The sequence below is a fragment of the Sulfobacillus sp. hq2 genome, assembly GCF_002903155.1.
Taxonomy (GTDB): Bacteria; Bacillota; Sulfobacillia; order Sulfobacillales; family Sulfobacillaceae; genus Sulfobacillus; species Sulfobacillus thermotolerans.
The window spans coordinates 106,066-126,835 of the sequence record NZ_NWUL01000029.1 but is presented as its reverse complement, the minus strand read 5'-3'; the positions used below and the strand labels follow the sequence as shown (position 1 = coordinate 126,835).

The following is a 20,770-nucleotide window of genomic DNA, read 5'->3' as shown; positions in this document are numbered from 1 at the left end:
CTTTGCCGCCTTGCCAATGGATAAGTATTCTTCCATGTCCATAGTTTACCACCCAAAGGCATAGAAAGGCAAGGGTTGTTGCAGGTCGTGCTTGACGAGCCAGTTCAGGGCTATTGTGTCGTTGATAGTAAAGGTTTGCTCAGCAAATACGTCGTGCGTGCGGCTGTCTGGTTGCGTGATAAAGATGCGTAGTCGTTCTAGTTGATGGGGGTCGACAATCAGGGTCTCTTCCCAGATAGGCGTTGGGTTATCTTTAGGCACGAGAAGCGCCTCCTTTTCATGTGCAGCTTCTATCATACTATAAGATACCCTTCGCCTTACGAAAGTTCTCCCCCCGTCGAATTGCTCGGCTCTGGCCGGGATATGAGCAATCCAGCGTTAGGGGAAAGATGTGTGTCATGCATAGCGTGGCAAAAGCGTCGTAAGCGGGTTATTTTAGGGTGTTCCAAATGGTTAAGAGCGCCATCACGATCAAAAGCGAGACAATCAACCAACTCCACCGCGTTGCCCAACGACTATTGCGGTGATGTCCCATCAAACGGCCGTCACTGGTCAGAACGACGAGAAAGATCAGCACAGGAGCCATTAGCACCCCGCCTACGACCTGAGCGAGGACGGACAAAAAGTCTAGTGGTAAATGAGGAATCAAGAGAAGGGCCGCAGCGGTCGTTAAACTGCCGATATAAATGGCATAGAATTTGGGGGCCCGCGTGAGGGAGGCATTGAGACTATGGCTCCATTTTAACGCGCTGGCAATGGTCCACGAGCTCGACAAGGATATGGTAATGGCTGCGAGAAGACCAGCGTCAAAGAGTCCCACCCCAAATAGGTAGGCTGGCCACATCCCAAATCGATGCCTGATGGCGGCGATCAATTGGCTGGGACCGATATGATTAATATGGCTCAAATGTCCATATAAGCCCGCACCAATAATGATGATCGCCGCGGCGACCACAATTTGTGCCAAGGTGCCGACCGCTGTATCGATGCGTCCCAGTCGAATGTCTTCGGAGGTTACTCCCTTGTCGAGGGTCGCATCGCCCTGAAAGAACACCATCCATGGCGCTAAGGAATTGCCGATGGCTGCAACAATATACCAGGAGACGACAGCAAAAGGTGTCATGGATGGCAAGTGCCAGGTGATTAATACGTGTGCGATGCGCACCAGATTGGGGTGGGTTTGGTAGGCGATAATGAAAAAGACAAAATTAATGAGCCCCAATAGCAGTACCAAGCGCTCTTTGCTGCGGTATCCCGAAATGAACAGCAAACTGAATACCAAGGCCAGCGAGGCCGCGTCACTCATGGCCAGCGATAATCCTGTCATCATGAGACCTGCGGTCATACCAATAAATTCGGTGAGGAGGGTAATTAAATTCTCGAGAAACAGGGTGAGAATATGGTAGTAGCCCCACCAGCGACCCCACCGATAAAAAATAAGCTGGGTGAAGCCGGTTGAGGACGCTGCACTCAGGCGCATACTCATTTCTTGGACTGTGTACGTCACAATTCCCAGTACGAGGATCAGGGGAATAAAACCGCTGATACCGAAACGGGCCCCCGTTACGGCATAGGCAATATCGCCTCCCGCATCGTTGTCACCGATAATAGCCAAGACCCCTGGGCCGAGTGCTGCCCAAATGAGAAGGAGAAGTTGCCAAAAGCCAGCAGAAGAAGTGGAAGATAAAACTCGCGGCTGTGTACCCGTGCTCACCGGTGATTCGTTGTGCGAACTCATGAAAATCCTCCCTCTGCCATTCCTGCAGGTCCATGCGCCATGATCCCGACTCTTTCATAACATGTAGGGATGGCCCGCCTAGCGTTCTCGGTTCATAGTACGGTGGGGAGATTCGAAGCGTGACGGGTGTTGACACAATGTTTGCCGTATGTGGGCAACATCTCCGAGAAAGGAGGCGCGCGATGGAAAGGTCGGACACCAATGCTGTGGGGCAAGCCATAAAAGCGTATTTACAGGCACACGGTCTGTCCTTGCGGAAATTTGCCACAATGACAGAGATTCATGTGTCCACGCTGTCCCGACTGGTGAACGGCAAACGCCGGGCGACTGCGCAACAAATGCGCAAATTAGCTCCTTATGTGGCGATTCCAAAGGAAGAAGACGGCCATGATGGAGAGTCATGGCAACGTCTTCAAGAATTTTTTGCAGTGGTGTCACCGGATATGGAGGTTAGTCAGTGGAATCATCTGAACGCGCATATCAAAGAGATTTTGGATACGTATGAAACATTTGCCCGCACTATAGAGGGTGACAACATGATCCGAACGGAATTTCCCAAAAAAATGGCGCAAGTCGCGGGAATTGGGCCCTTGGTATCAGAAATGGAACGGTGGTTTGCCAACTATCAGACGTTGCCGTGGGCTGCCCCAGAGCGCACGGTGATGGCCAGTGGCCTTTTGTACTTTATTTTGTCAACCGATGCCATTCCGGATTACATGTTTCCCATTGGATACCTCGATGATGCGTTAGCGATTCATTTGGTCATGCAACGGTTGCAACAAATGGCCATAACTCATCCATCAAGCGATTCTCCCTAGTGGTAAAAGCAGCTGATGGTTTGTGCGCAGGGATTTCGTAACCTAGACGCGATAGGTCTTTAGGGGGTTTTGCCAGCCTTGAGCAAAGCGGTCGTGACGCCTGCGGCCACCGCTTCGGCGATGGTTTGTTGACTCTGCGCAGTTAAGCCGGCAATATGTGGCGTGAGCCAGACATTGGGCAAGGTCGCGAGTGGATCCGGAACGGAAGGCGGTTCGTGCTCGCGCACGTCGAGAATGGCGCCGACTAATTGGTTCTGGGTTAGTCGGCGCCACAACGCCTGTTCATCAACGAGTTCACCCCGGGCTGTATTGATAATGAGCGCATCAGGACGCATGAGGTTTAAGGTTTGCGGATTTATCATGTGAAAGGTTTGGGTATTCAAGGGGACATGCAAGGTGATGTGGTCGGATTCGGCATAGAGGTTTTCTAGTGACGTACTGCGCCATGTTTGTGGAATCATTTGGGTTTTGGTCGGATCGTGGACTTTGACCCTTATGTGCAATGCCTGGGCACGCTGGGCCACGGCTTGTCCTGTGGCTCCAAATCCGACAATGCCTAATGTTGTTGCCTTAACTTCGTTTCCCTTCATATCGCGTTTCCAGTGGCCCTCTTTTGTGTGGCGTGCTAAGGTCATGAGGTGGCGACGAAAAATAATCAGCGAGCCTAACACGTACTCGGCCACCGCCGTGGCATTGGCGCCGTAGGGAACGATGACCGCTATGCCGCGTTGGCGTAAGGCCTCTATGTCTAAATTGTTTAACCCCACCCCTAAACGGCCCACTGCCAGGATGTGGGGGCCATGGCGTAATAACTCGGCGTCGACGGCCGTGTGGTTGCGGACAATCAAAGCATCGGCGGTGGCGACTCGTTCCAGCAATTCGGCCCGGCGTTGATACAAGTCGGGATCATAGTACACGGGGAACGAGCGCAACAGCTCGAGGCCTACAGGGTGGATGACTTCCGATATCACGATCATCTTTTCACACCTCCAGTGTAAGCTTACGAGAGGAAGGGGTTAAAAATGCGTGATTGTCTGTGCCCATGCTCATCTTATAATGAAAAGCCAACTCCTTCGCAGATAAAGTGGGAACCGACTTGTGTGACGCGGGTAATGGACGCATTGGGCAAAGAAAACTGATGAAGGTCTGCCAGGCTCCGATTTTGCAAATAACAAATTAAAGTTTTGAGGGCAAGATGGTGAGAGACGATAATTAGTTGCGAATAGGCTTGCAGATACTCTTCAAACGCCCCGATCATACGACGTTGGACTTCGCGCAAACTTTCTCCACCCGGAAAACGAAATTCATGGGGTGCGCGTTGATAGGGCTTCCACAGAGTGCTTTCTTGCACCAACACCTTCGGAATGCCAGACCATTCCCCTACGTCTGCCTCGCGCAGACGGGCATCGGGCTGAACTTTTTGCGTCGGCAGGGCCAAAGCGTGGGCGGTGTCGAGCGCCCGGGATAAATCACTCGTTACAATTACACAGGAGGGGAGAACACCGCGTAGCGCAGCGGCTTGGCGCATGCCTTGGGTAGACAAAGGCGCATTATACCAACCCTGTAATGTGTGTTCCCGATTGAGCGTACTTTCCGCATGACGAATCAGATAATAATCCATAAAAATGAGCTCCTTGGAATTTTTATTCACAAGACTATCATGCGCAAGGGGAATCGACAATCAAATTGAAGAGTAGAAGATTCTGGCACAAGGTCAGACCTTATGCCGAAAATCTCCTACGGGTTAGCAGTTCGCTTAGAACATCTAGTCACGACCAGCCGTTAAAAACTTTCGCATGCGCTCCAAGGCTTTTTCAATATGACCGACCGACGTGGCGTACGAACAGCGGACAAAGCCTTCTCCTTGGTCACCAAAGACATTGCCAGGGACCACGGCGACTTGGCCGTGGATGAGCAACGACTCGGCAAATTGTTCCGATGTGAGCCCTGTTCCGCGAATGTCAGGAAACACGTAAAACGCCCCTTGGGGAAGCGGACAGAGGAGTCCTAGTTCGTTGAGACCTTTGGTGATGAGGCGCCTGCGGGCATCGTATTCGGCTACCATCGTAGTTACATCGCCTCGGCCGCGGTTAAGAGCTTCAATGCCCGCAACTTGGGCCGCAACGGGGGCGCACAAAATTGTATATTGATGAATGGTGAGCATCGCATGCAAAATGTACTCGGGGGCTGCGGCATAGCCCAGGCGCCATCCTGTCATGGCATAGGCTTTGGACATGCCGCCAATGAGGACGGTGCGTTCTTGCATGCCTGGCAAAGACGGAAATGATGTATGCGGGTGATCATAGGTGAGTTCCGCGTAAATTTCGTCGACAATCGCGAAAAGGTCGGCCTCTTTAAGCACCTGGGCGATTGGCTCGAGCTGAGCGCGGGTCAGCACGGCCCCAGTGGGATTGTTGGGATTGCATAGGATAATGGCTTTCGTGCGAGAGTTTAGACGGGCACGGATGTCATTGGCATCAAGCTGAAATCCATTTTCGGGTCGTAGCGGAACGGTTACGGGCGTGGCGCCTGTCAAATGCACTAAAGGCCGATATGATACGTAGGCGGGTTCCGCAATCAAGACTTCATCACCAGGGCCTGCTAGGACCCGAATGGCCAGGTCGATTGCTTCGCTGCCGCCGACCGTAACTAAGATTTCATTCTCGGGCTGATATATGGTGCCAAAGCTTTCAAGATAGCGAGAAATCGCCGATCGGAGTTCAAACAACCCGGCGTTGGCGGTATAGGCAGTCATGCCTCGTTCTAGGGCATGTAGGCCCGATTCGCGAATATGCCAGGGAGTAACAAAGTCTGGTTCGCCGACGCCGAGCGATATGACGTCTTTCATTGTGCTGGCCAAATCAAAAAACCGCCGAATGCCTGATGGAGGCAAGGACGCGGCAAGCGGGGCCAAACGGTCTTTCAAGGTGGTCACGGGCTAATCACCAGCCGCTGTTCGTTGTCATCGTCGTCAAGAACCACCCCGTCGACTTTATAGGTTTTGAGAACGAAATGCGTCGTCGTCGATTGTACGTGTTCAATGGTGGCCAACCGTTCGGAAACAAAGCGAGACACTTCTTGAATGCGTTGACCCTCGACAATGACGAGCAGGTCATAACTGCCTGATACGAGGGTGACATCTTTGACTTCAGGATATTGATAGATGCGGCGGGCGACGGCGTCAAAGCCGACTTCGCGTTGTGGAGTGACTTTTACCTCAATAATTCCCCGTACGCGGTCGCGTTCAATGCGGTCCCAGTTAATGACAGCATTATACCCGCGGATGATTCCGGAATTTTCTAGTTCAGCGATTGTGGCTTCCACATCTGCGGGATCCACATCCATCATGGCCGCTAGGGTGTGAACGGACAGCTTGGCGTCGTTGTGAAGATGGACTAGCAACTCATGGCGTTGTGTGGGTGACATACGAGACCTCCAATCAATGGCTCTTTCTTCGCATTCTATTGGACGGCTAGATGGCAGTTGTGTCAAGTCTAAAATGGACGAGAACAAGCGGATCAATGTGCCATGATGCAGATGAGGACTGTTGGGGGAAGGGTTCTGCGGACGCGTATTGGCGTCCGCAGAATAGGCCTTACGATGTGATGAGTTCTGAACTGGGTTTCCCCTGACCAATTTGGGGTGTAGCGAATAAGGCGGCTAAAGTCGCCCCGATGTCGCCCAAAGTCATACGTGGGCTACCGACATAGGGCGTCAGAGACGGCCCATAGCAAAGCCATGGGAGCGCTTCGCGGGTATGATCGGTCCCGCGGTAGGTGGGGTCACAGCCATGGTCAGCCGTAATCCATAGCTGGTCACCGGGTTCCAAAAGGGCCCACAATTTCGGCAAGAAGTTGTCAAGTTCTTTCAGTGCCTGTGCATAGCCTGCCACATCACGGCGATGCCCGTAATGTGAGTCAAATTCAACAAGGTTGGTAAAAATAAATCCCGACTGTCTATCAGGCCATTCCGCTAAGGCCGCAGCAGTCTTTTCTAGACCATCTTGATTGCTAATGGTTGGCACTTTTACATCAAATCCTCGGCCAGAAAAAATGTCGCCGATTTTTCCGACCGCAATAGTTCGAACGCCTGCTTCTTGCAATGCATCCACTTGAGTGGCCGAAGTTGGGGACACACTGAAATCATGCCGGTGCGCTGTACGGACAAACTGCCCTGGGATGCCTATAAAGGGACGGGCAATAATGCGTCCGACAAGCCACGGGCCTTGCATAATGTCGCGAGCGCTTTGACACCATGTGTATAACTGGGACAATGGTACGATGTCTTCATGGGCGGCGATTTGCAAGACGCTATCGGCTGAGGTGTAAACAATCGGCCAACCATTAGCCATATGCTGTTCCCCTAAACGTGCAATGATTTCTGTTCCCGAAGCCACTTCATTGCCTAAAACAGGACGCCCGAACGCCGAGCTCAGTTTGTCAATAATGGCTGCGTCGAAGCCATGAGGAAACGTGCGAAAGGGGATGGTGACCGTAAGTCCCATCATTTCCCAGTGGCCAGCTAAAGTGTCTTTGCCTGCGGCTTTGGGATAAACCGGATAGGCCACCCCTTGCAGAGGGACCGCTGGGGTTCCTGGCAGGGTTACGAGCGCGGACAATCCCATGGCCGCCAAGTGAGGCAATGACAATGAGGGCACAGCTTGGGCGGTATGACCGATGGTATTGGCTCCCCCATCGCCAAAGGCTTCGCTGTCGGGGGCTGTGCCTATTCCTCCCGAATCAATAACCAATAATACGATGCGCATAGTATCCGTTGGCGAATGTCGTGTTCGCCTTCTCCTTTCTTCTTAAACGCCGTCCTAGATTTAGGCACTGGCGATGCGGTCTAAAATTAATGCGGGTGCGGGTATCTGTGACGCGCTCCATGAGAAGGCTTGTTGAACGCCAGCGATGGCGTTTTCGGCAGCCAATGGGGTGCGTGCGTAGATGCGCGCAACCAGTTCGCCTTGGTCAAAATGCTGGCCTATTTTGGCAAAGCATTCTAATCCTACACCAAAGTCGACTTGCTCTCCTAGTTCGTGGCGACCGGCACCGAGTTCCAAGGCGACCTCGCCTAGCGCTTGGGTTTGAATCGACGAAATCCACCCGGGATTCAGAGCACGCACCTCTGCTGTAACGGGCGCAAGGGGTAGGGGTTGCTCGATGCTTTGCGGATCACCGCCTTGGGCTTGAATCCAACGAACAAAGACCTCCCAGGCTTTACCACTATCTAAGGCTTGGCTGGCACGAGCGTGGGCCGTGTCGGCATCCGTGCCATTGACGGACTGATCGAGAGCTGCTGCGAGAGCGATGACGAGAGTCCGCAAATCTGAAGGTCCTTGCCCTTTAAGACAGGCTACGGCTTCATTGACTTCAATAGCATTGCCCACTGCCCAGCCAAGCGGTTCGTTCATCGTTGTTAGAATCGCGGTGACATGACGTTGATGAAACGCGCCAATTTTCACCATGAGTTGGGCTAGTTCACGGGCACGGTCTAACGTCGTCATGAAAGCTCCGTTTCCGACTTTTACGTCTAAGACCATGTGTCTGGTACCGCTGGCCAACTTTTTCGACATGATAGACGAGGCGATGAGTGGGATGGAATCGACCGTGGCAGTCACATCACGCAACGCATATAGTCTCTTATCGGCTGGGGCTAAGCTGGATGACTGCGCCACCACCGCCACCCCAATTTTCTCGACTTGGGCCCGAATGGTGTCGGGTGGCAAGTCTACGCGAAATCCGGGGATGCTCTCCAGCTTGTCGAGCGTGCCTCCGGTATGGCCCAGACCTCGGCCTGACATTTTGGCAATGGGTAGGCCCAAACTGGCGACTAAAGGGGCGAGAACAAGGGTCGTTTTGTCGCCGACGCCTCCCGTAGAATGTTTGTCCACTAACCCCAACGGTTCAGGAATCGGCCCGCCCGACTCTGCCATGGCTCCTGTCAATTCAAAGGTTTCTCGGTCGGTCAACCCCTTAAGGTAGGCCGCCATAAGCCAAGCTGAGAGCTGGTAATCGGGCCAATCGCCATTGACTACGCCAGCAATCAGCGCTTGAATCTCTTCTCGGCTTAAAGCGATCCCATCCCGAGTTTTTGCAATGAGCTGCGGCATAATATCGTGTGCCATTCGCAACACTCTCCTTGATTAGTTTGCCCTAGGCCGTTCCTGTTACGAAACGGGCATGGCCTCCAAAATGGTGCGGGTCTGGCTCGCGCCAATTCGGTCAGCACCCGCTGCGATCATCGCCAAGGCCTCATCGGCCGTATGAATACCGCCAGCGGCCTTTACTCCGGTATTGCGTCCCACCACTTGGCGCATGAGTAAAACATCGGACACGTTAGCGCCAGAGGGGCCAAAACCGGTGGAGGTTTTCACAAAATCGGCCCCTGCAGCCACACAGAGAAGACATGAGAGAATAATCTCGTCGCGGCTAAGCAATGCATTTTCAAGGATGACCTTAAGGCGATTGGGCGCTGGAGTTGCCTCGCGGACCGCTTCAATGTCGTCGAGCACACCCCGCCATTGCTGGCTTTTTACTAAACCGATGCTAATGACCATATCAATTTCGTTGGCTCCATGGTCAATACACCACGCGGCCTCTTGAGCTTTGACCCGAGAAGCGGTCGCGCCCAGGGGGAAACCGGCAACCGCTGCCAAATCTACCAAGGAGGCCAGATGGGTCCGCGCCAGTGGGATATAGAGAGGATTAATGCAGACCGCCGCCGTGCGCCAGGCTAAGGCTTCGTCACAAAGTGCATGCACTTGCTCCGGCGTAGCGGCCGGAGCAAGTAAGGTATGGTCAATATACTGTGCTAAGTCTTGGCGGGTATGGATTGCAGGGGCTATCCACGGGGTACGGTCAATCGCATTAACGCGCTCGCGTTCAGCGGGGGTGAATATTGAATCGACAACCGCAATCCATGGGTTCCAATCGGGTGTAGTCATGAGCATTGTCAACTCCTTTATGGATATCAGGGACGACTTACACGGCTTTTTTGCCCTGGGTTACAGGGTTGACCCGGGAAGGCCGCACTCTCCACAGGGCATAAATGACAGCGGACACTAAGCCGCCTACGACCGGCAGGGGAAGGACGGTGACAAATAAGTCAGGAGCTAAACGGGCTCCCCATAACGAGAAGGCGAGTCCGGCTGCAAACGCCACAATGCTTGGCCAATTCATCCAATCCTCTGGCTTCTCCGGATGAGTGAAGAAGGCTTCAGCAGGAGTACGCCGCCGCTGCACCCACAGCCAATCCACCAACATAATGAACGTAAAGGGAACAATCACGTCGCCAATGGCGTCTAAGAAATTACTCACGTGGTTCAAAATGCCGAGAACGGCTAATACCGTGCTCAAGATTCCCAAGATAATTGTGGCCACCGGTTGCTCCCAGCGCGTCGATTTGCGTAAGGTATTCAACGCCACTAAGAGGTCAACCGTCGAGGGGTAAAGGTTCATGGCGTTCGTGTGGATAATTGCTAACGCCACACCCAATGCTGCGGCTAGCCCCCAGACGGGAATGTGAGGTCCTAACAACGCGACGTTCCAGTTGCCGGTGGCTTGCTGGGCATCCATTCCCACAATTCCCATGAGCAATACGGCTAGCATGATGCCAATAGAGGGGGCTAAAAAGTACCGAGCATTGCCGGTGTTGGAGGACTTGGGTACACAAAAACGGGACACGGTAGACAATTTGTAGGTCCATGCCAAGATCGAGAAGCTTACCACGGTGGAAATGGCCGTACCCCATTGCATCGCGGTGGTGGCATGCGGCGTCGTGATGTGGAAGTGGGTAAAGAGGTACCAAGTCAAGGCACCATAACATAAGAGTAAAAGCACCGACGTGTAACGGTAGAAATATTCTAACCACTTCATGCCAAATAACACCAAAATCACTTGTGCTGCCCCAATCACCCAAAACCAAAAGGAACCGGTGGCGTGGAAGATGGCATTAAGGACTTCGCCAGCCACGGCGGTGTTGAGACCAAACCAGCCCATGTTGACAAAGGTGAACAGCACGGCGAAGAGAAAGGCGCCTACGCGACCATAGGTTTTCCGTGCCACAATGAGACCGGTTAAGGGGACTTCACGGCCCATTTCCGAAAACAACCCAGCAGGAATAAAGCTGATGAGCCAGCTGACGAGAATCGCCAAAATCATGTCGGTCATGCCGAAATGAAATAATAGTAAACCAATGAGCGGGGTCATTGCGGAGGCTGAGGCCATTAACCACACAATCATCAATTTTCCAGACGTCATCGTTCTTTCGGCATCGGGTACGGGCAACACCCCAACTGTTTCAATTTCATTCAAGGTTTTTTGAAAGAGTCCGTTATTGGGGCTATCCGCGGGGTTTTTCACGTCGTCTCCTCCGTTCGCTGAGATTATTTCACGCTCGTGCCGAGCGTGGATGGACTAATGTATCAAGTATTGCGTAAGCCACATACCGCAAAAAATTCCGACAATGCCTAATACTCCCGACAACGTTGGCGGAGCGGGGAGTGGTAAATGCAACAAGGTGAACACGGCGCCGACGACTATGCCGACGCCAAATGACATGAGCACCGTCATCATCTGACCCACCGGCCTTTCACAACAAAACCCGTAAGAACAATGCCATTAAGCTCTATTTATCTGAAAATAACACCAAGAGCGTCTTGAATGATGTCTGACGTCTGCTGTGATTGTACCCTATTGCAGCCAAAATACAAGAGTGTCCATACGGATGGACGAAAAGACGTTGTTGATTTATGAAAGGCGGGAAAATACAATACAACTTGAGGTCTGACATCTGACCGGGAGGTGATTAACCATGCAGCCCAATCGTCTACCATTGCCCAGGCAAGTGGAGGCGCGAATCAAAGAGCGCATTATTTCTGGAGAGTGCCGAGCTGGGGAACAATTGCCCAGTGAGGAGGAGCTCGCTCATGAATATGGAGTCAGCCGTGCGACCGTAAGGGAAGCGGTATCTTCGCTGGCGCTGCAGGGATATCTCATTAAGCGGCGCGGTGTTGGGACTTTTGTTGGCCAGCCGGACGCCATTTCGGGCGGTTTGGAATCGCTCATCAGTATTACTGAGTGGATTCGCCAAAGCGGCCGGGAGCCAGGGACAACCTTTGTTGAAATTGACCGGAGGCCGCCGACAGCCCATGAACGGGAGCTATTCGCTCCGTGGAAGACAGAAGAAGTGGCAGAAATCCATCGGGTACGAACCGCTAGTCAAATTCCGGTCTTATATTGTATCGATGTCATTCCGGGTGAATTTGCACCGACTAAAGGTTCTGAGCTCGACGAGTCGCTTCTTACGTTTTTAGAAAAGCGCTGGGGCCAGGTCATCATTTTTGCGCAAACAGAAATTGACGTCGTTATGGCGTCTAAGCCCATGGCAGATCATTTAAAGGTGCCGCGTGCTACGCCGTTGTTATGTTTGCGACAAGCGCATTATAATCAACACTCGACTGTATTGTTATGGTCTCAAGACCATTTTTTACCGGGACATTTCCGCTTTGATGTGCGGCGTCACCGGCAATAGGGGTTTTATGGTAAAGGGCCACAATCAGGGTAAAAAGTGGAGTCATGGTTCACACTAAGTGTTCAAGGAGGGAAGTACGATGACGCAGCCGCCAGTTACAGGGGAAGAACATTGGACACGAACCGATACGTGGTCATTTTGGGCCTTTGGATTAGGTATGTTGCTTGAAGCGTATATTTTTGGTATGGCGACGATTGCGACGGGCTGGACCCATATGCCCCCAGATCTTCGGTCGTTGCTGTTATCATGGGCACCGCTATGGCTTATTATCGGAATTGCGGTTGCAGGCCCCTTGTCGGACCGGGTCGGTCGTAAGAATACGTTCTATTTGACGATGAGTCTTTATGGGATTGGAGCTATCGGAATTGTTTTTAGTTATTCCTATGTGTTGATCTTGTTATTTTTAGCGGTGCTGCTGTTTGCGGCGGGCGGCGAGATGAATACGATCATGGCGGCTTCGCACGAAATGATGCCGACTAAACATCGTGGTAAGACTATGATGATGGAACTCAACTTTATCAACTTGGGCGGCTTTTTACTGGCCTTGGTTGCGTTGATGAGTGCGTATAACTCGGTGAGCTTCCAGCGGGGCATGATTGCGATTACGATTTTAGTGGTCTTATTTGTGCTGTTTTTGGCGCGAAACCGGACTCCCGAGTCCATTCGGTGGTTGGAACAACGTGGTTTGACAGAACGCGCGAAGGCGGAAGCTGCCAAATATTACGGTGAAGATGAATATCAAGTGCGCCAAAACCTTTTGCGCAGAGAACAAGATCAACACGCGGCACCGAAAACGTCAATGGGTGTTCGGTTTTATGCGACGACGGCCACGGCGTTTGCGGGCAGTGCAGGGTTCGGATTAATGACATATGTGCTGGGGCCTAGCTACTTCAAAAACGATACCGCTCTGATTTTATTGGTGGCGACCGGCGTGGGCTTTTTCTCGGGTTTTTTGGGATTGTTGGCTGACCGATGGAGCCGGAAAACCATGTTGCTATGGGGCTATGGAGGCACATTTCTGGTCACCTTGATTATTTACTTGTCGGTGGATGCGTGGACGAAAACCGCGGCGTTATTCTGGTTGCTGTTGGTGGTCCTGAACTTCTTTGTCAATATTGGATACTTAACCGAAGACACTTTAAAAGGCGAAGTATGGCCCACCAAGAAGCGTGGGACGTATACAGCTATTGTACGATTTGTTAGCATTGGTCTTTATATTGTCACCATCTACATGAGTCAGAACTATGACCTGCACCAGTATATGCTGTTTAATCTGGTGGTGTGGGCTATTGGTTTAAGCGGCGCGCTGTTGTGGGTTTGGAAAGGCAATGAGACCGGGCGCGGCGTCAGTTTGGAAACCGCATCAGGCGAAGAATAAGATAAGGGCACAGCAGCCCGTAAAAGGGCTGCTGTGCCGCTTTAGGCGCGTCCGGGCGCTCCACTGATATAAATCACTTGACCCGTTACAAAACTGGCATCATCACTGCACAAAAACGCGACGACATTGGCAATATCGCGCGGCGTGCCAACGCGGCGCAACGGAATTTGAGCGGCGCGCTCGGCCTTCCATTCCTCAGGGTCCTTATGCAACCGAAAGGCGGTATCTCTGGTCATGTCGGTATCGACAAAGCCAGGGGCTACGGCATTGACATTAATGTTGAAGGGCCCGAGTTCAATGGCCAAGGTGCGGGTCATGCCAATGAGTCCCGCCTTGGCAGCCGCGTAATTGACCTGGCCCCGGTTGCCAAGCGCTGAGGTTGAAGATGTAAAAACAATTTTCCCCCACTTCTCTTGCACCATATAACGTTGCACCGCGCGTGTGCAGTTAAAAGATCCCGTCAAATGGCTATTGACGACGGACCACCATTCCTCGTCGGTCATTCGAAAAATGAGATTATCGCGGGTGATGCCCGCGTTATTAACGAGGATCGTAATGGGGCCCCACGTGTCTGCAACGGTTTCGACAGCGGATGCGACACTCTTTGGATCTGTGACATCACAACTTACAGCCATAGCCTGTCCACCTTGGGCAATAATGGTGTCTACGGAGTCCTGGCACTTTTGGGCCTCGAGGTCGAATACGGCCACTTTGACGCCTTCTTCGGCCAGCCGGATAGCATCAGCTTGCCCGATGCCCCGGGCGCCGCCCGTAACAATGCCGACCCGTCCTTGCAATCCTGTCATGATTGACTGACTCCTTCCTGTTTGCGTTGCATCATAATATTGAGTTCACCCGATTGCACTACGGTGCCCGTTTGATTGACCAGTTGCACGCTCCGAAAAAGAATCCCGTAGCGGGGGTCCCGGGTTTCGCGCATGTCGCGAATCGTTACCATGGCGTGCACGGTGTCACCAAAAAATATGGGGGCTGAGAACTTCCATTGGTCAATGCCCAGCAGCGCGACAGCAGTGCCATCAAAAATATTAAGCCGGGCAATGAGGCCCAAAACGATGCTGAGCCCCAGCATGCCATGCGCGACCGGTTTTCCAAAACGCTGATGTTTGGCAAACTCAAAGTCGGTGTGTAAGGGGTTAAAATCGCCCGATAACTGTGCGAAATGCATCACATCGCTCTCCGTGATGGTGCGGGCGGGCGTGTTCCACTGGGCTCCGACTTGAAAATCTTCATAATACCATCCCATCTAGTGTCGCTCCTTATTGGGGCGCTCAGCGCCTGCTGTGTCCATCCGGTATACTGTGCCGCGGAAAACGGCGATTAAGTCGCGGCGGCTATTCATAATGCGCACGCTGTAGACGGCGATTTTTCGTTTGCGCACGAGTTCTTCGCAGTGGGCGTACAGCACATCATCTGTATTAGCGGCCCGGGTAAAGGTCATGGAGGTATCTAGCGCGACGGCGGGTATGCCGTCGCGGTTGCTGGCGCGGGCAAACACGGCGTCCGCGAGGGCAAATATCACACCTCCATGAGCGGTGCCGTGTTGATTTAAATGCTGTTCGGTGACCCTTAGGCGTCCGCTGACAAAGCCGTCTTCTTCCTCATCTATGATAATCCCAAGAGTCTCGCTAAATATGTCTCTTGCGGCCATCTTGCTCCCTCCTGACCGTCTTTCTCAAGGCGCATATCCTCCGCAATAACTACATCGATCGGGTGATATGACGCACAAAATATGGCAATACCGCACTGAGCTAGTGAATGGCGATGTCTACGAATATGGACCGTCCATCCGCAAAGCCTTGAGCCCCGTGGTTTCTGGCAATACGTGTTGTATCGGCCGCAAATCCTCAAATAATAGAATATCAAAGAATTGTTGACCAATACTGACGAACATTATATCATGGTGCAAGCAAGCGATTGCTTTGTTTAAAAAGATCTCACTCTTTGGGTGTGGCGGGTTCCTACCAAAAGGAGGGGCAAAAAGCGGTGGATGAGGCGCAAAAAACGGCGGAATTTATGGCGCGGATTGAGAACGGTGAGAAAATCGAAGCAAACGATTGGATGCCCGAGGAATATCGTAATCTGTTAATCAAACAAATTCATATGCATGGGGTCAGCGAAATCATGGGAGCCTATCCCGAAAAGGAATGGGTGCCGAAGGCTCCATCGATACGGCGCAAGCTGGCGCTCAATGCCAAGGTTCAAGACGAAATCGGGCATGGTCAAATGCTTTTGAGACTCGCAGAAGATTTAAGCCGACCGTATGGCCGTGGCCGCGAGGCATTGATGGAGGACTTGCTGAACGGGCACGTGAAATTTCACAATGTGTTTCATATGCCGGCGCCCACATGGGCTGATGCAGGGGTTATTGGTTTTTTGGTCGATGGAGGAGCCATTATTACCCAAGCGGCCTTGCTCGAGAGTTCTTATGCCCCGTATGCGCGCATGCTCAAGCGCATCGTCGCCGAGGAAAGCTTTCACATGCAGTATGGTGAATCGGTGGTTCTGGCGTTGGCCGAAGGCACGACCCGCCAGCGAGAAATGCTACAAGGCGCCATTGATCGGTGGTGGGAACCGATGATGTTCTTTTTTGGGCCGCGGCAAATGGGACAATCTGCGGAAAAAATGATGCACTACCGGATTCGAACCAAAACTAACGAAGAACTGCGCCAGAAATTTATCAATCGCTATGTCCCGAGGCTCCAAGCTTTAGGCATGCGGGTTCCAGACCCTCTTGTCAAAAAAGATCCAGTCACCGGCGAATGGGGTTATACGGAGCCCGATTGGGTCCGGGACACCGAAATGGTCCGGAATAATTCGGGGCCGCAGTCTCAAGCCCGCCTGCATTTGCGTCGGCAAGCGCATAGCGAACAACGCTGGGTACGAGAGGCTGTGATGCATGCCACGGCTCTGGCGACCGTATAAAGGGCTCAGACGGGTGACGAGCGAGGGGGGACGGAAGTGGCATTAAATGCAGCGGAGTACCGCGTGTATGAGGTGTTTGTGCAACGCGATGCGAGTCAATTTCATGTGAATGTGGGGAGTCTGCGGGCTGTCAACTCCGAAATGGCCTTACAAATGGCGCGGGAAACTTTTTTTCGGCGGGAAGAACCTTGCGAGGTATGGGTCGTGCCCCAAGACTGCATTGTAGCAAGTCCTCGTGACTCGGCCTATTTACCGGTTCACACCATGGATAAGCAATATCGGTTACCGGCTGGCTATGACAATGCGCCCCGGTGGAAGCGGTTCAAAGCCAAAGCAATGACTATCGAGGAAGTAGCGGAAGAAATGGCTACGCACAAACAGGGAGGAGCGTGATGACCTAGGTGGAATCTCAAGACGTGCCACATTGGATAGCGCTTTTACAGCCGATCGCGGATGATGAGTGGATTATTGCACACCGGGGCTCAGAATGGCTCGGTTTGGCTCCCGATTTGGAAGAGGATTTGGCTTTTAGCTCCATTAATCAGGACAAAATGGGCCATGCTCAATACTATTATGCGCTATTGGAAGAACTAGGCGAGAAAACTCCCGAGGACATGGTGTACGGACGCTCCAAGGAGCAGTGGCGGCATGCCGTCGTGCTGGAAACGGCTCATGGCGATTGGGCCAGACTTGTGGCTTTGCGGTATTTTTACGAAGTCTTCGATGCCCTGCGCCTTGAACGGTTGAGTACGGCGTCCTGGCAGCCTTTGCAAGATGGCGTGCGTAAGATTCGGCGCGAAGAAGCCTATCATCTGCAACACTTTACCACATGGTTTGAGATGTTGGCGACCGGAACCGAGGAGTCGCGCCATCGGCTGCGTGAGGCTATTGCCGACCTTTGGTCGCTTTTAGGGGGTCTGTTTTTGTGGGGCCCTTCGGAGCACTTTTTGACTGCCATTGGGTTAGACAGCCTACGAGGCTCGGAGTTACAGCGGTCGTGGGAAACTCACGTGGCGGAAAAGATGCGGTCTATGGACTTGCCATGGCCAGGAGCGCTTTCGAGTCCGGTGCTCGACGGCCGTCTTGGCGAGCATAGCCCCGACATGCATGATCTTTTGCAGGTGATGACGGAGGTTCGGCGCAGTGAGCCCGCTGCGCACTGGTAACTCGCATACGGAGGCAGGCGATTGCCGACGTCGTGGAGTAGCGACGAGAGCATTGTTGACGTGGGGGTCAAATCGGTGACGACGGGCTCTATGTCGGTAAGGTGATGTGGACCTAAGCGTACGAGCAGTTATTGGTAACAGTCCCTGTCCGGCCCTCTTTTATTGTCTTGATTGTTCACAACCTTTCGAGCAGATGAAAATGTGTTGAAATAGTCAGCGCCTGATGACAATGGGGGTCGCGCTGTCACCAAGGCCAAGACCCACGAGACACCGACCCGGGAGTGAAAATGGGGAAGGAGTGGCAACAGCCAATGATGTTAGACCCAGAAATTGAGACGATGTCACGGGATCAAATGCAAGCCCTCCAGTTGCGCCGCTTGCAAACAACTTTGGAACGTGTGTATCAATCGGTGCCGTTTTATCGTCAAGCCATGGACGAAGCGCATGTGAGGCCCGAGGATATTCAGTCGATGGAGGATATTGTTCGACTGCCTTTTACGCGGAAAAGTCATCTACGCGATCAATACCCGTTTGGACTGATTGCTGTCCCCATGGACCAAGTGGTTCGATTCCACGCATCGTCGGGCACACGGGGAAAACCGACCGTCGTGGCCTATACTAAGGGCGATATCTCGCGTTGGGCTCATATCGTGGCGCGTCAATTGGCGTGTGCAGGCGCAAGACCCGGCGATCGTTTCCATAACGCCTACGGCTACGGTTTATTCACCGGCGGCTTGGGACTTCATTATGGTATTGAAGAGTTAGGAGCGGCCGTGATTCCGGTATCGGGAGGCAACACCCCCCGCCAGGTTCGGCTGATTGAAGACTTTAGGCCGCGTGGGATATCCGGCACTCCGTCTTATATTTTAAATATTGCCGAAGAAATGCGGGCATTGGGTCTCAACCCGCATGAGACAAGTCTTGAATACGGAATTTTGGGTGCCGAGCCATGGAGTGAAGCACTCCGGGAAGAGATTCAAAACACATTAGGGATTAAAGCTATCGATATTTATGGACTGAGTGAGGTCATTGGACCAGGTGTCGCCATGGAATGCTGGGAAGCCCAAAACGGGCTTCATATTGCCGAAGATCACTTCTTGGCAGAAATTATTGACCCTGAGACAGGACTGCCCGTGCCCTATGGGGAAACGGGAGAACTCGTGTTCACGTCGCTAACCAAAGAGGCGTTTCCGGTGATTCGTTACCGTACGGGGGATATTGCTTCGCTAAATCCTGAACCTTGCGTTTGTGGGCGGACGGTGATGCGTATGTCTCGAATTAAGGGGCGGTTGGATGACATGCTCATTATTCGAGGTGTCAACGTATTTCCCACCGAGATTGAATACGTATTGTTACAAGTCGATGAAATTGCACCGCACTATCAAGTGGTCGTCGACCACGTGGGGACATTGGATACGCTTGAGGTTCATTGCGAAGTGACGCCAGAATTCCATCAAGCCACGGCGACTAATCCTGAAGACCCGCGCTCGATTCAGTTGCACCGCCAAATTCTTCATGCCCTAAAAAGCGAATTGGGGATCTCTGTGGGATTAAAGATTCATCAACCAGGGACGATTGCGCGCAGCGAAGGCAAGGCGGTGCGGATTGTCGACAATCGGGTGCGGTCGGGCGTTTAGGGACGAGGCCAACTATTGCAGAGTATGCGGAAGGGGACGACAAAGGTGGAGCAGATTCTTAACGCGAAGGCGTCAGTGCAGGAATTTATTCAGCGCACTCATCGTCATTTTATAGGGGGTGAGTGGGTTCCCGCTGCGTCCGGAGAAACGATGGACGATATTGATCCATCCACGCGGGGCGTGTTAACACAGGTGGCTCGGGGCGATAGCGCCGATGTTGACCGGGAGGTGGCCGCCGCCGCACAGGCTTTTCGGGATAAGGCATGGAGACACATGAGTCCGCAGGCCCGCGGCGTCTTAATGTGGAAATTAGCCGATTTGATGGCCGCGCATTTGGAAGAGCTGGCGCAAATTGATAGTTTGGATATGGGCATGCCTCTACGTCAAGCTCAGTATGGCACGGTACCGATGGCGATTGATCACATGCGTTACATGGCCGGTTGGGCTACCAAAATCGAGGGGGAGACGATTCCGGTCTCTGCAGGACCCTTTTTCAATTATACTGTGCGTCAACCCGTTGGGGTCGTGGGAGCCATTATTCCCTGGAACTTTCCTTTATTAATGGCGATTTGGAAGTTAGGTGCAGCCTTGGCGGTGGGATGTACGGTGGTCTTAAAACCTGCCGAACAATCGCCCTTAAGCGTCTTGCGGTTAGCGGAACTGATTACCGAAGCGGGCTTTCCGCCCGGGGTGATCAATATTGTTACAGGCTATGGCCCCGAGGCTGGGGCTGCGTTAGTCGCGCACCCCGGTGTGAATAAAATCTCATTTACGGGATCGACCGAAGTGGGCAAATCCATTATGCGGACTGCTGCCGACCGTATGGCCCGGGTATCGCTAGAGTTGGGCGGCAAATCGCCTAACATTATATGCGCCGATGCCAATCTCAAGCGGGCCATATCCGGATCAATGCTGGGTATCTTTATGAATCAGGGTGAGGTGTGTTCAGCTGGGTCGCGCATTTACGTGGCGCGTGAAATTTACGATGAAGCGTTGGAACAAATGGCCACGTACGCGAAAAACATGCGAGTCGGGATGGCGCTGGATGCCAAAACGCAAATGGGACCCGTTGTGTCGGCGGAGCAATATGAACGCGTGTTGGGTTATATTACCAAAGGACGTCAAGAAGGCGCTACGGTGATTGCCGGCGGCGGTGCAATGCCCGCTGCGGGGTCCGGTTTCTTTATTGAACCCACGGTGTTTGCGCAAGTAACCGACACGATGACGATTGCCCAAGAGGAAATCTTTGGACCTGTTGCTGCCGTGATGCCCTTTGATACGGTGGACGAAGTGATCGAGCGCGCGAATGTTTCGGCTTACGGCTTAGCTGCTGGAGTTTGGACGGAAAACGTGCGCACGGCGCATTATCTTGCCCAGAACTTAGAAGCTGGCACCGTTTGGGTCAACGCCTATCATGTCTATGACGCCGCCGCTCCTTGGGGAGGCTTTAAGCAATCGGGTTTGGGCCGCGAAATGGGGCATCATGCGCTGGAGTTATACACTGAAACCAAAGATGTCTGGATCAGTTTGCAATAACGGCGGCGCATTCCCAAAGG

22 protein-coding genes are annotated in these 20,770 nt (G+C 52.7%); 8 read left to right on the top strand and 14 right to left on the bottom strand.

Going from position 1 to position 20,770, the window contains the following annotated elements; genetic code table 11:
* Positions 1-45: 45 nt before the first annotated feature.
* A complete protein-coding gene (locus tag CO251_RS05570; RefSeq protein ID WP_103374813.1) occupies positions 46-261 on the bottom strand; it encodes a hypothetical protein in 216 nt (71 codons plus the stop codon).
* A gap of 169 nt (positions 262-430) precedes the next feature.
* A complete protein-coding gene (locus CO251_RS05565) occupies positions 431-1,738 on the bottom strand; it encodes an NRAMP family divalent metal transporter (RefSeq protein ID WP_103374812.1) in 1,308 nt (435 codons plus the stop codon).
* A gap of 182 nt (positions 1,739-1,920) precedes the next feature.
* Between CO251_RS05565 and CO251_RS05560 the strand changes: the two genes are divergently transcribed.
* Complete coding sequence (locus tag CO251_RS05560; RefSeq protein WP_158246198.1) at positions 1,921-2,556, top strand: DUF1232 domain-containing protein; 636 nt, start codon at positions 1,921-1,923, stop codon at positions 2,554-2,556.
* 59 nt (positions 2,557-2,615) lie between these two features.
* Here the strand turns inward: CO251_RS05560 and CO251_RS05555 are convergent, their stop codons facing one another.
* From CO251_RS05555 to CO251_RS05515, 9 genes are all read right to left on the bottom strand, one after another.
* A complete protein-coding gene (locus tag CO251_RS05555) occupies positions 2,616-3,533 on the bottom strand; it encodes a hydroxyacid dehydrogenase (protein ID WP_103374810.1) in 918 nt (305 codons plus the stop codon).
* Between the two features lie 74 nt (positions 3,534-3,607).
* Positions 3,608-4,177, bottom strand: a complete 570-nt coding sequence (locus CO251_RS05550; RefSeq protein WP_103374809.1) for a histidine phosphatase family protein — start codon at positions 4,175-4,177, stop codon at positions 3,608-3,610.
* A 144-nt stretch (positions 4,178-4,321) separates the two neighbouring features.
* A complete protein-coding gene (locus CO251_RS05545) occupies positions 4,322-5,491 on the bottom strand; it encodes an aminotransferase class I/II-fold pyridoxal phosphate-dependent enzyme (RefSeq protein WP_103374808.1) in 1,170 nt (389 codons plus the stop codon).
* Entirely contained in the window at positions 5,488-5,982 is a 495-nt protein-coding gene (locus CO251_RS05540) for an Lrp/AsnC family transcriptional regulator (protein ID WP_103374807.1), read from the bottom strand. The genes CO251_RS05545 and CO251_RS05540 overlap by 4 nt, the downstream gene beginning before the upstream one ends.
* Before the next feature lie 169 nt (positions 5,983-6,151).
* Positions 6,152-7,321, bottom strand: coding sequence for a phosphopentomutase (locus CO251_RS05535; RefSeq protein ID WP_103374806.1), 1,170 nt, complete (start codon positions 7,319-7,321; stop codon positions 6,152-6,154).
* 60 nt (positions 7,322-7,381) lie between these two features.
* Positions 7,382-8,683: a thymidine phosphorylase gene (locus tag CO251_RS05530; protein ID WP_242968339.1), complete on the bottom strand. Its 1,302-nt coding sequence runs from the start codon at positions 8,681-8,683 to the stop codon at positions 7,382-7,384.
* A gap of 42 nt (positions 8,684-8,725) precedes the next feature.
* Positions 8,726-9,502, bottom strand: coding sequence for a deoxyribose-phosphate aldolase (deoC, locus tag CO251_RS05525; protein WP_103374822.1), 777 nt, complete (start codon positions 9,500-9,502; stop codon positions 8,726-8,728).
* Positions 9,503-9,539: 37 nt separating this feature from the next.
* Positions 9,540-10,919, bottom strand: coding sequence for a cytosine permease (locus tag CO251_RS05520; RefSeq protein ID WP_103374805.1), 1,380 nt, complete (start codon positions 10,917-10,919; stop codon positions 9,540-9,542).
* 54 nt (positions 10,920-10,973) lie between these two features.
* Positions 10,974-11,132 (bottom strand): DUF1427 family protein, encoded by a 159-nt coding sequence (locus CO251_RS05515; RefSeq protein ID WP_103374804.1) that lies wholly within the window; start codon positions 11,130-11,132, stop codon positions 10,974-10,976.
* 238 nt (positions 11,133-11,370) lie between these two features.
* On the opposite strand from CO251_RS05515, the gene CO251_RS05510 reads away from it, so the two are divergent.
* Together CO251_RS05510 and CO251_RS05505 are read left to right on the top strand one after the other, a co-directional pair.
* On the top strand, positions 11,371-12,090 hold the full coding sequence (locus tag CO251_RS05510) for a GntR family transcriptional regulator (protein WP_103374803.1): 720 nt from the start codon (positions 11,371-11,373) through the stop codon (positions 12,088-12,090).
* A gap of 79 nt (positions 12,091-12,169) precedes the next feature.
* The gene (locus CO251_RS05505) at positions 12,170-13,468 is read left to right on the top strand and encodes an MFS transporter (protein ID WP_103374802.1); all 1,299 of its coding nucleotides are present in this window, start codon (positions 12,170-12,172) and stop codon (positions 13,466-13,468) included.
* A gap of 41 nt (positions 13,469-13,509) precedes the next feature.
* Here CO251_RS05505 and fabG read toward each other — a convergent pair whose 3' ends face one another.
* From fabG to CO251_RS05490, 3 genes are read right to left on the bottom strand one after another with little or no spacing between them, the layout of a single operon-like run.
* The gene (gene fabG / locus CO251_RS05500; RefSeq protein ID WP_103374801.1) at positions 13,510-14,274 is read right to left on the bottom strand and encodes a 3-oxoacyl-ACP reductase FabG; all 765 of its coding nucleotides are present in this window, start codon (positions 14,272-14,274) and stop codon (positions 13,510-13,512) included.
* Positions 14,271-14,732, bottom strand: coding sequence for a MaoC/PaaZ C-terminal domain-containing protein (locus CO251_RS05495; RefSeq protein ID WP_103374800.1), 462 nt, complete (start codon positions 14,730-14,732; stop codon positions 14,271-14,273). The genes fabG and CO251_RS05495 overlap by 4 nt, the downstream gene beginning before the upstream one ends.
* Positions 14,733-15,137 (bottom strand): hotdog fold thioesterase, encoded by a 405-nt coding sequence (locus tag CO251_RS05490; protein ID WP_103374799.1) that lies wholly within the window; start codon positions 15,135-15,137, stop codon positions 14,733-14,735.
* 335 nt (positions 15,138-15,472) lie between these two features.
* On the opposite strand from CO251_RS05490, the gene paaA reads away from it, so the two are divergent.
* From paaA to CO251_RS05465, 5 genes are all read left to right on the top strand, one after another.
* The gene (gene paaA, locus CO251_RS05485; RefSeq protein WP_242968337.1) at positions 15,473-16,411 is read left to right on the top strand and encodes a 1,2-phenylacetyl-CoA epoxidase subunit PaaA; all 939 of its coding nucleotides are present in this window, start codon (positions 15,473-15,475) and stop codon (positions 16,409-16,411) included.
* Positions 16,412-16,447: 36 nt separating this feature from the next.
* Positions 16,448-16,804: a phenylacetic acid degradation protein gene (locus tag CO251_RS05480; protein WP_103374798.1), complete on the top strand. Its 357-nt coding sequence runs from the start codon at positions 16,448-16,450 to the stop codon at positions 16,802-16,804.
* 23 nt (positions 16,805-16,827) lie between these two features.
* Positions 16,828-17,577 carry a 1,2-phenylacetyl-CoA epoxidase subunit PaaC gene (gene paaC / locus CO251_RS05475; protein ID WP_242968335.1) on the top strand — a complete coding sequence of 250 codons (750 nt, stop codon included), beginning with the start codon at positions 16,828-16,830 and terminating at the stop codon, positions 17,575-17,577.
* A 311-nt stretch (positions 17,578-17,888) separates the two neighbouring features.
* Positions 17,889-19,214, top strand: coding sequence for a phenylacetate--CoA ligase family protein (locus CO251_RS05470; RefSeq protein WP_103374796.1), 1,326 nt, complete (start codon positions 17,889-17,891; stop codon positions 19,212-19,214).
* Between the two features lie 45 nt (positions 19,215-19,259).
* Positions 19,260-20,750, top strand: a complete 1,491-nt coding sequence (locus CO251_RS05465) for an aldehyde dehydrogenase family protein (protein WP_304465935.1) — start codon at positions 19,260-19,262, stop codon at positions 20,748-20,750.
* Positions 20,751-20,770 lie beyond the last annotated feature (20 nt).

Coding starts and splice junctions, on each gene's coding strand:
- fabG (WP_103374801.1), bottom strand. CDS start 14,274: ATGACAGGATTGCAAGGACGGGTCGGCATTGTTACGGGCGGCGCCCGG.
- CO251_RS05555 (WP_103374810.1), bottom strand. CDS start 3,533: ATGATCGTGATATCGGAAGTCATCCACCCTGTAGGCCTCGAGCTGTTG.
- CO251_RS05470 (WP_103374796.1), top strand. CDS start 17,889: ATGATGTTAGACCCAGAAATTGAGACGATGTCACGGGATCAAATGCAA.
- deoC (WP_103374822.1), bottom strand. CDS start 9,502: ATGACTACACCCGATTGGAACCCATGGATTGCGGTTGTCGATTCAATA.
- CO251_RS05505 (WP_103374802.1), top strand. CDS start 12,170: ATGACGCAGCCGCCAGTTACAGGGGAAGAACATTGGACACGAACCGAT.
- CO251_RS05495 (WP_103374800.1), bottom strand. CDS start 14,732: ATGGGATGGTATTATGAAGATTTTCAAGTCGGAGCCCAGTGGAACACG.
- CO251_RS05490 (WP_103374799.1), bottom strand. CDS start 15,137: ATGGCCGCAAGAGACATATTTAGCGAGACTCTTGGGATTATCATAGAT.
- CO251_RS05565 (WP_103374812.1), bottom strand. CDS start 1,738: ATGAGTTCGCACAACGAATCACCGGTGAGCACGGGTACACAGCCGCGA.
- CO251_RS05550 (WP_103374809.1), bottom strand. CDS start 4,177: ATGGATTATTATCTGATTCGTCATGCGGAAAGTACGCTCAATCGGGAA.
- CO251_RS05535 (WP_103374806.1), bottom strand. CDS start 7,321: ATGCGCATCGTATTATTGGTTATTGATTCGGGAGGAATAGGCACAGCC.
- CO251_RS05515 (WP_103374804.1), bottom strand. CDS start 11,132: ATGATGACGGTGCTCATGTCATTTGGCGTCGGCATAGTCGTCGGCGCC.
- CO251_RS05530 (WP_242968339.1), bottom strand. CDS start 8,683: ATGGCACACGATATTATGCCGCAGCTCATTGCAAAAACTCGGGATGGG.
- CO251_RS05540 (WP_103374807.1), bottom strand. CDS start 5,982: ATGTCACCCACACAACGCCATGAGTTGCTAGTCCATCTTCACAACGAC.
- CO251_RS05510 (WP_103374803.1), top strand. CDS start 11,371: ATGCAGCCCAATCGTCTACCATTGCCCAGGCAAGTGGAGGCGCGAATC.
- CO251_RS05560 (WP_158246198.1), top strand. CDS start 1,921: ATGGAAAGGTCGGACACCAATGCTGTGGGGCAAGCCATAAAAGCGTAT.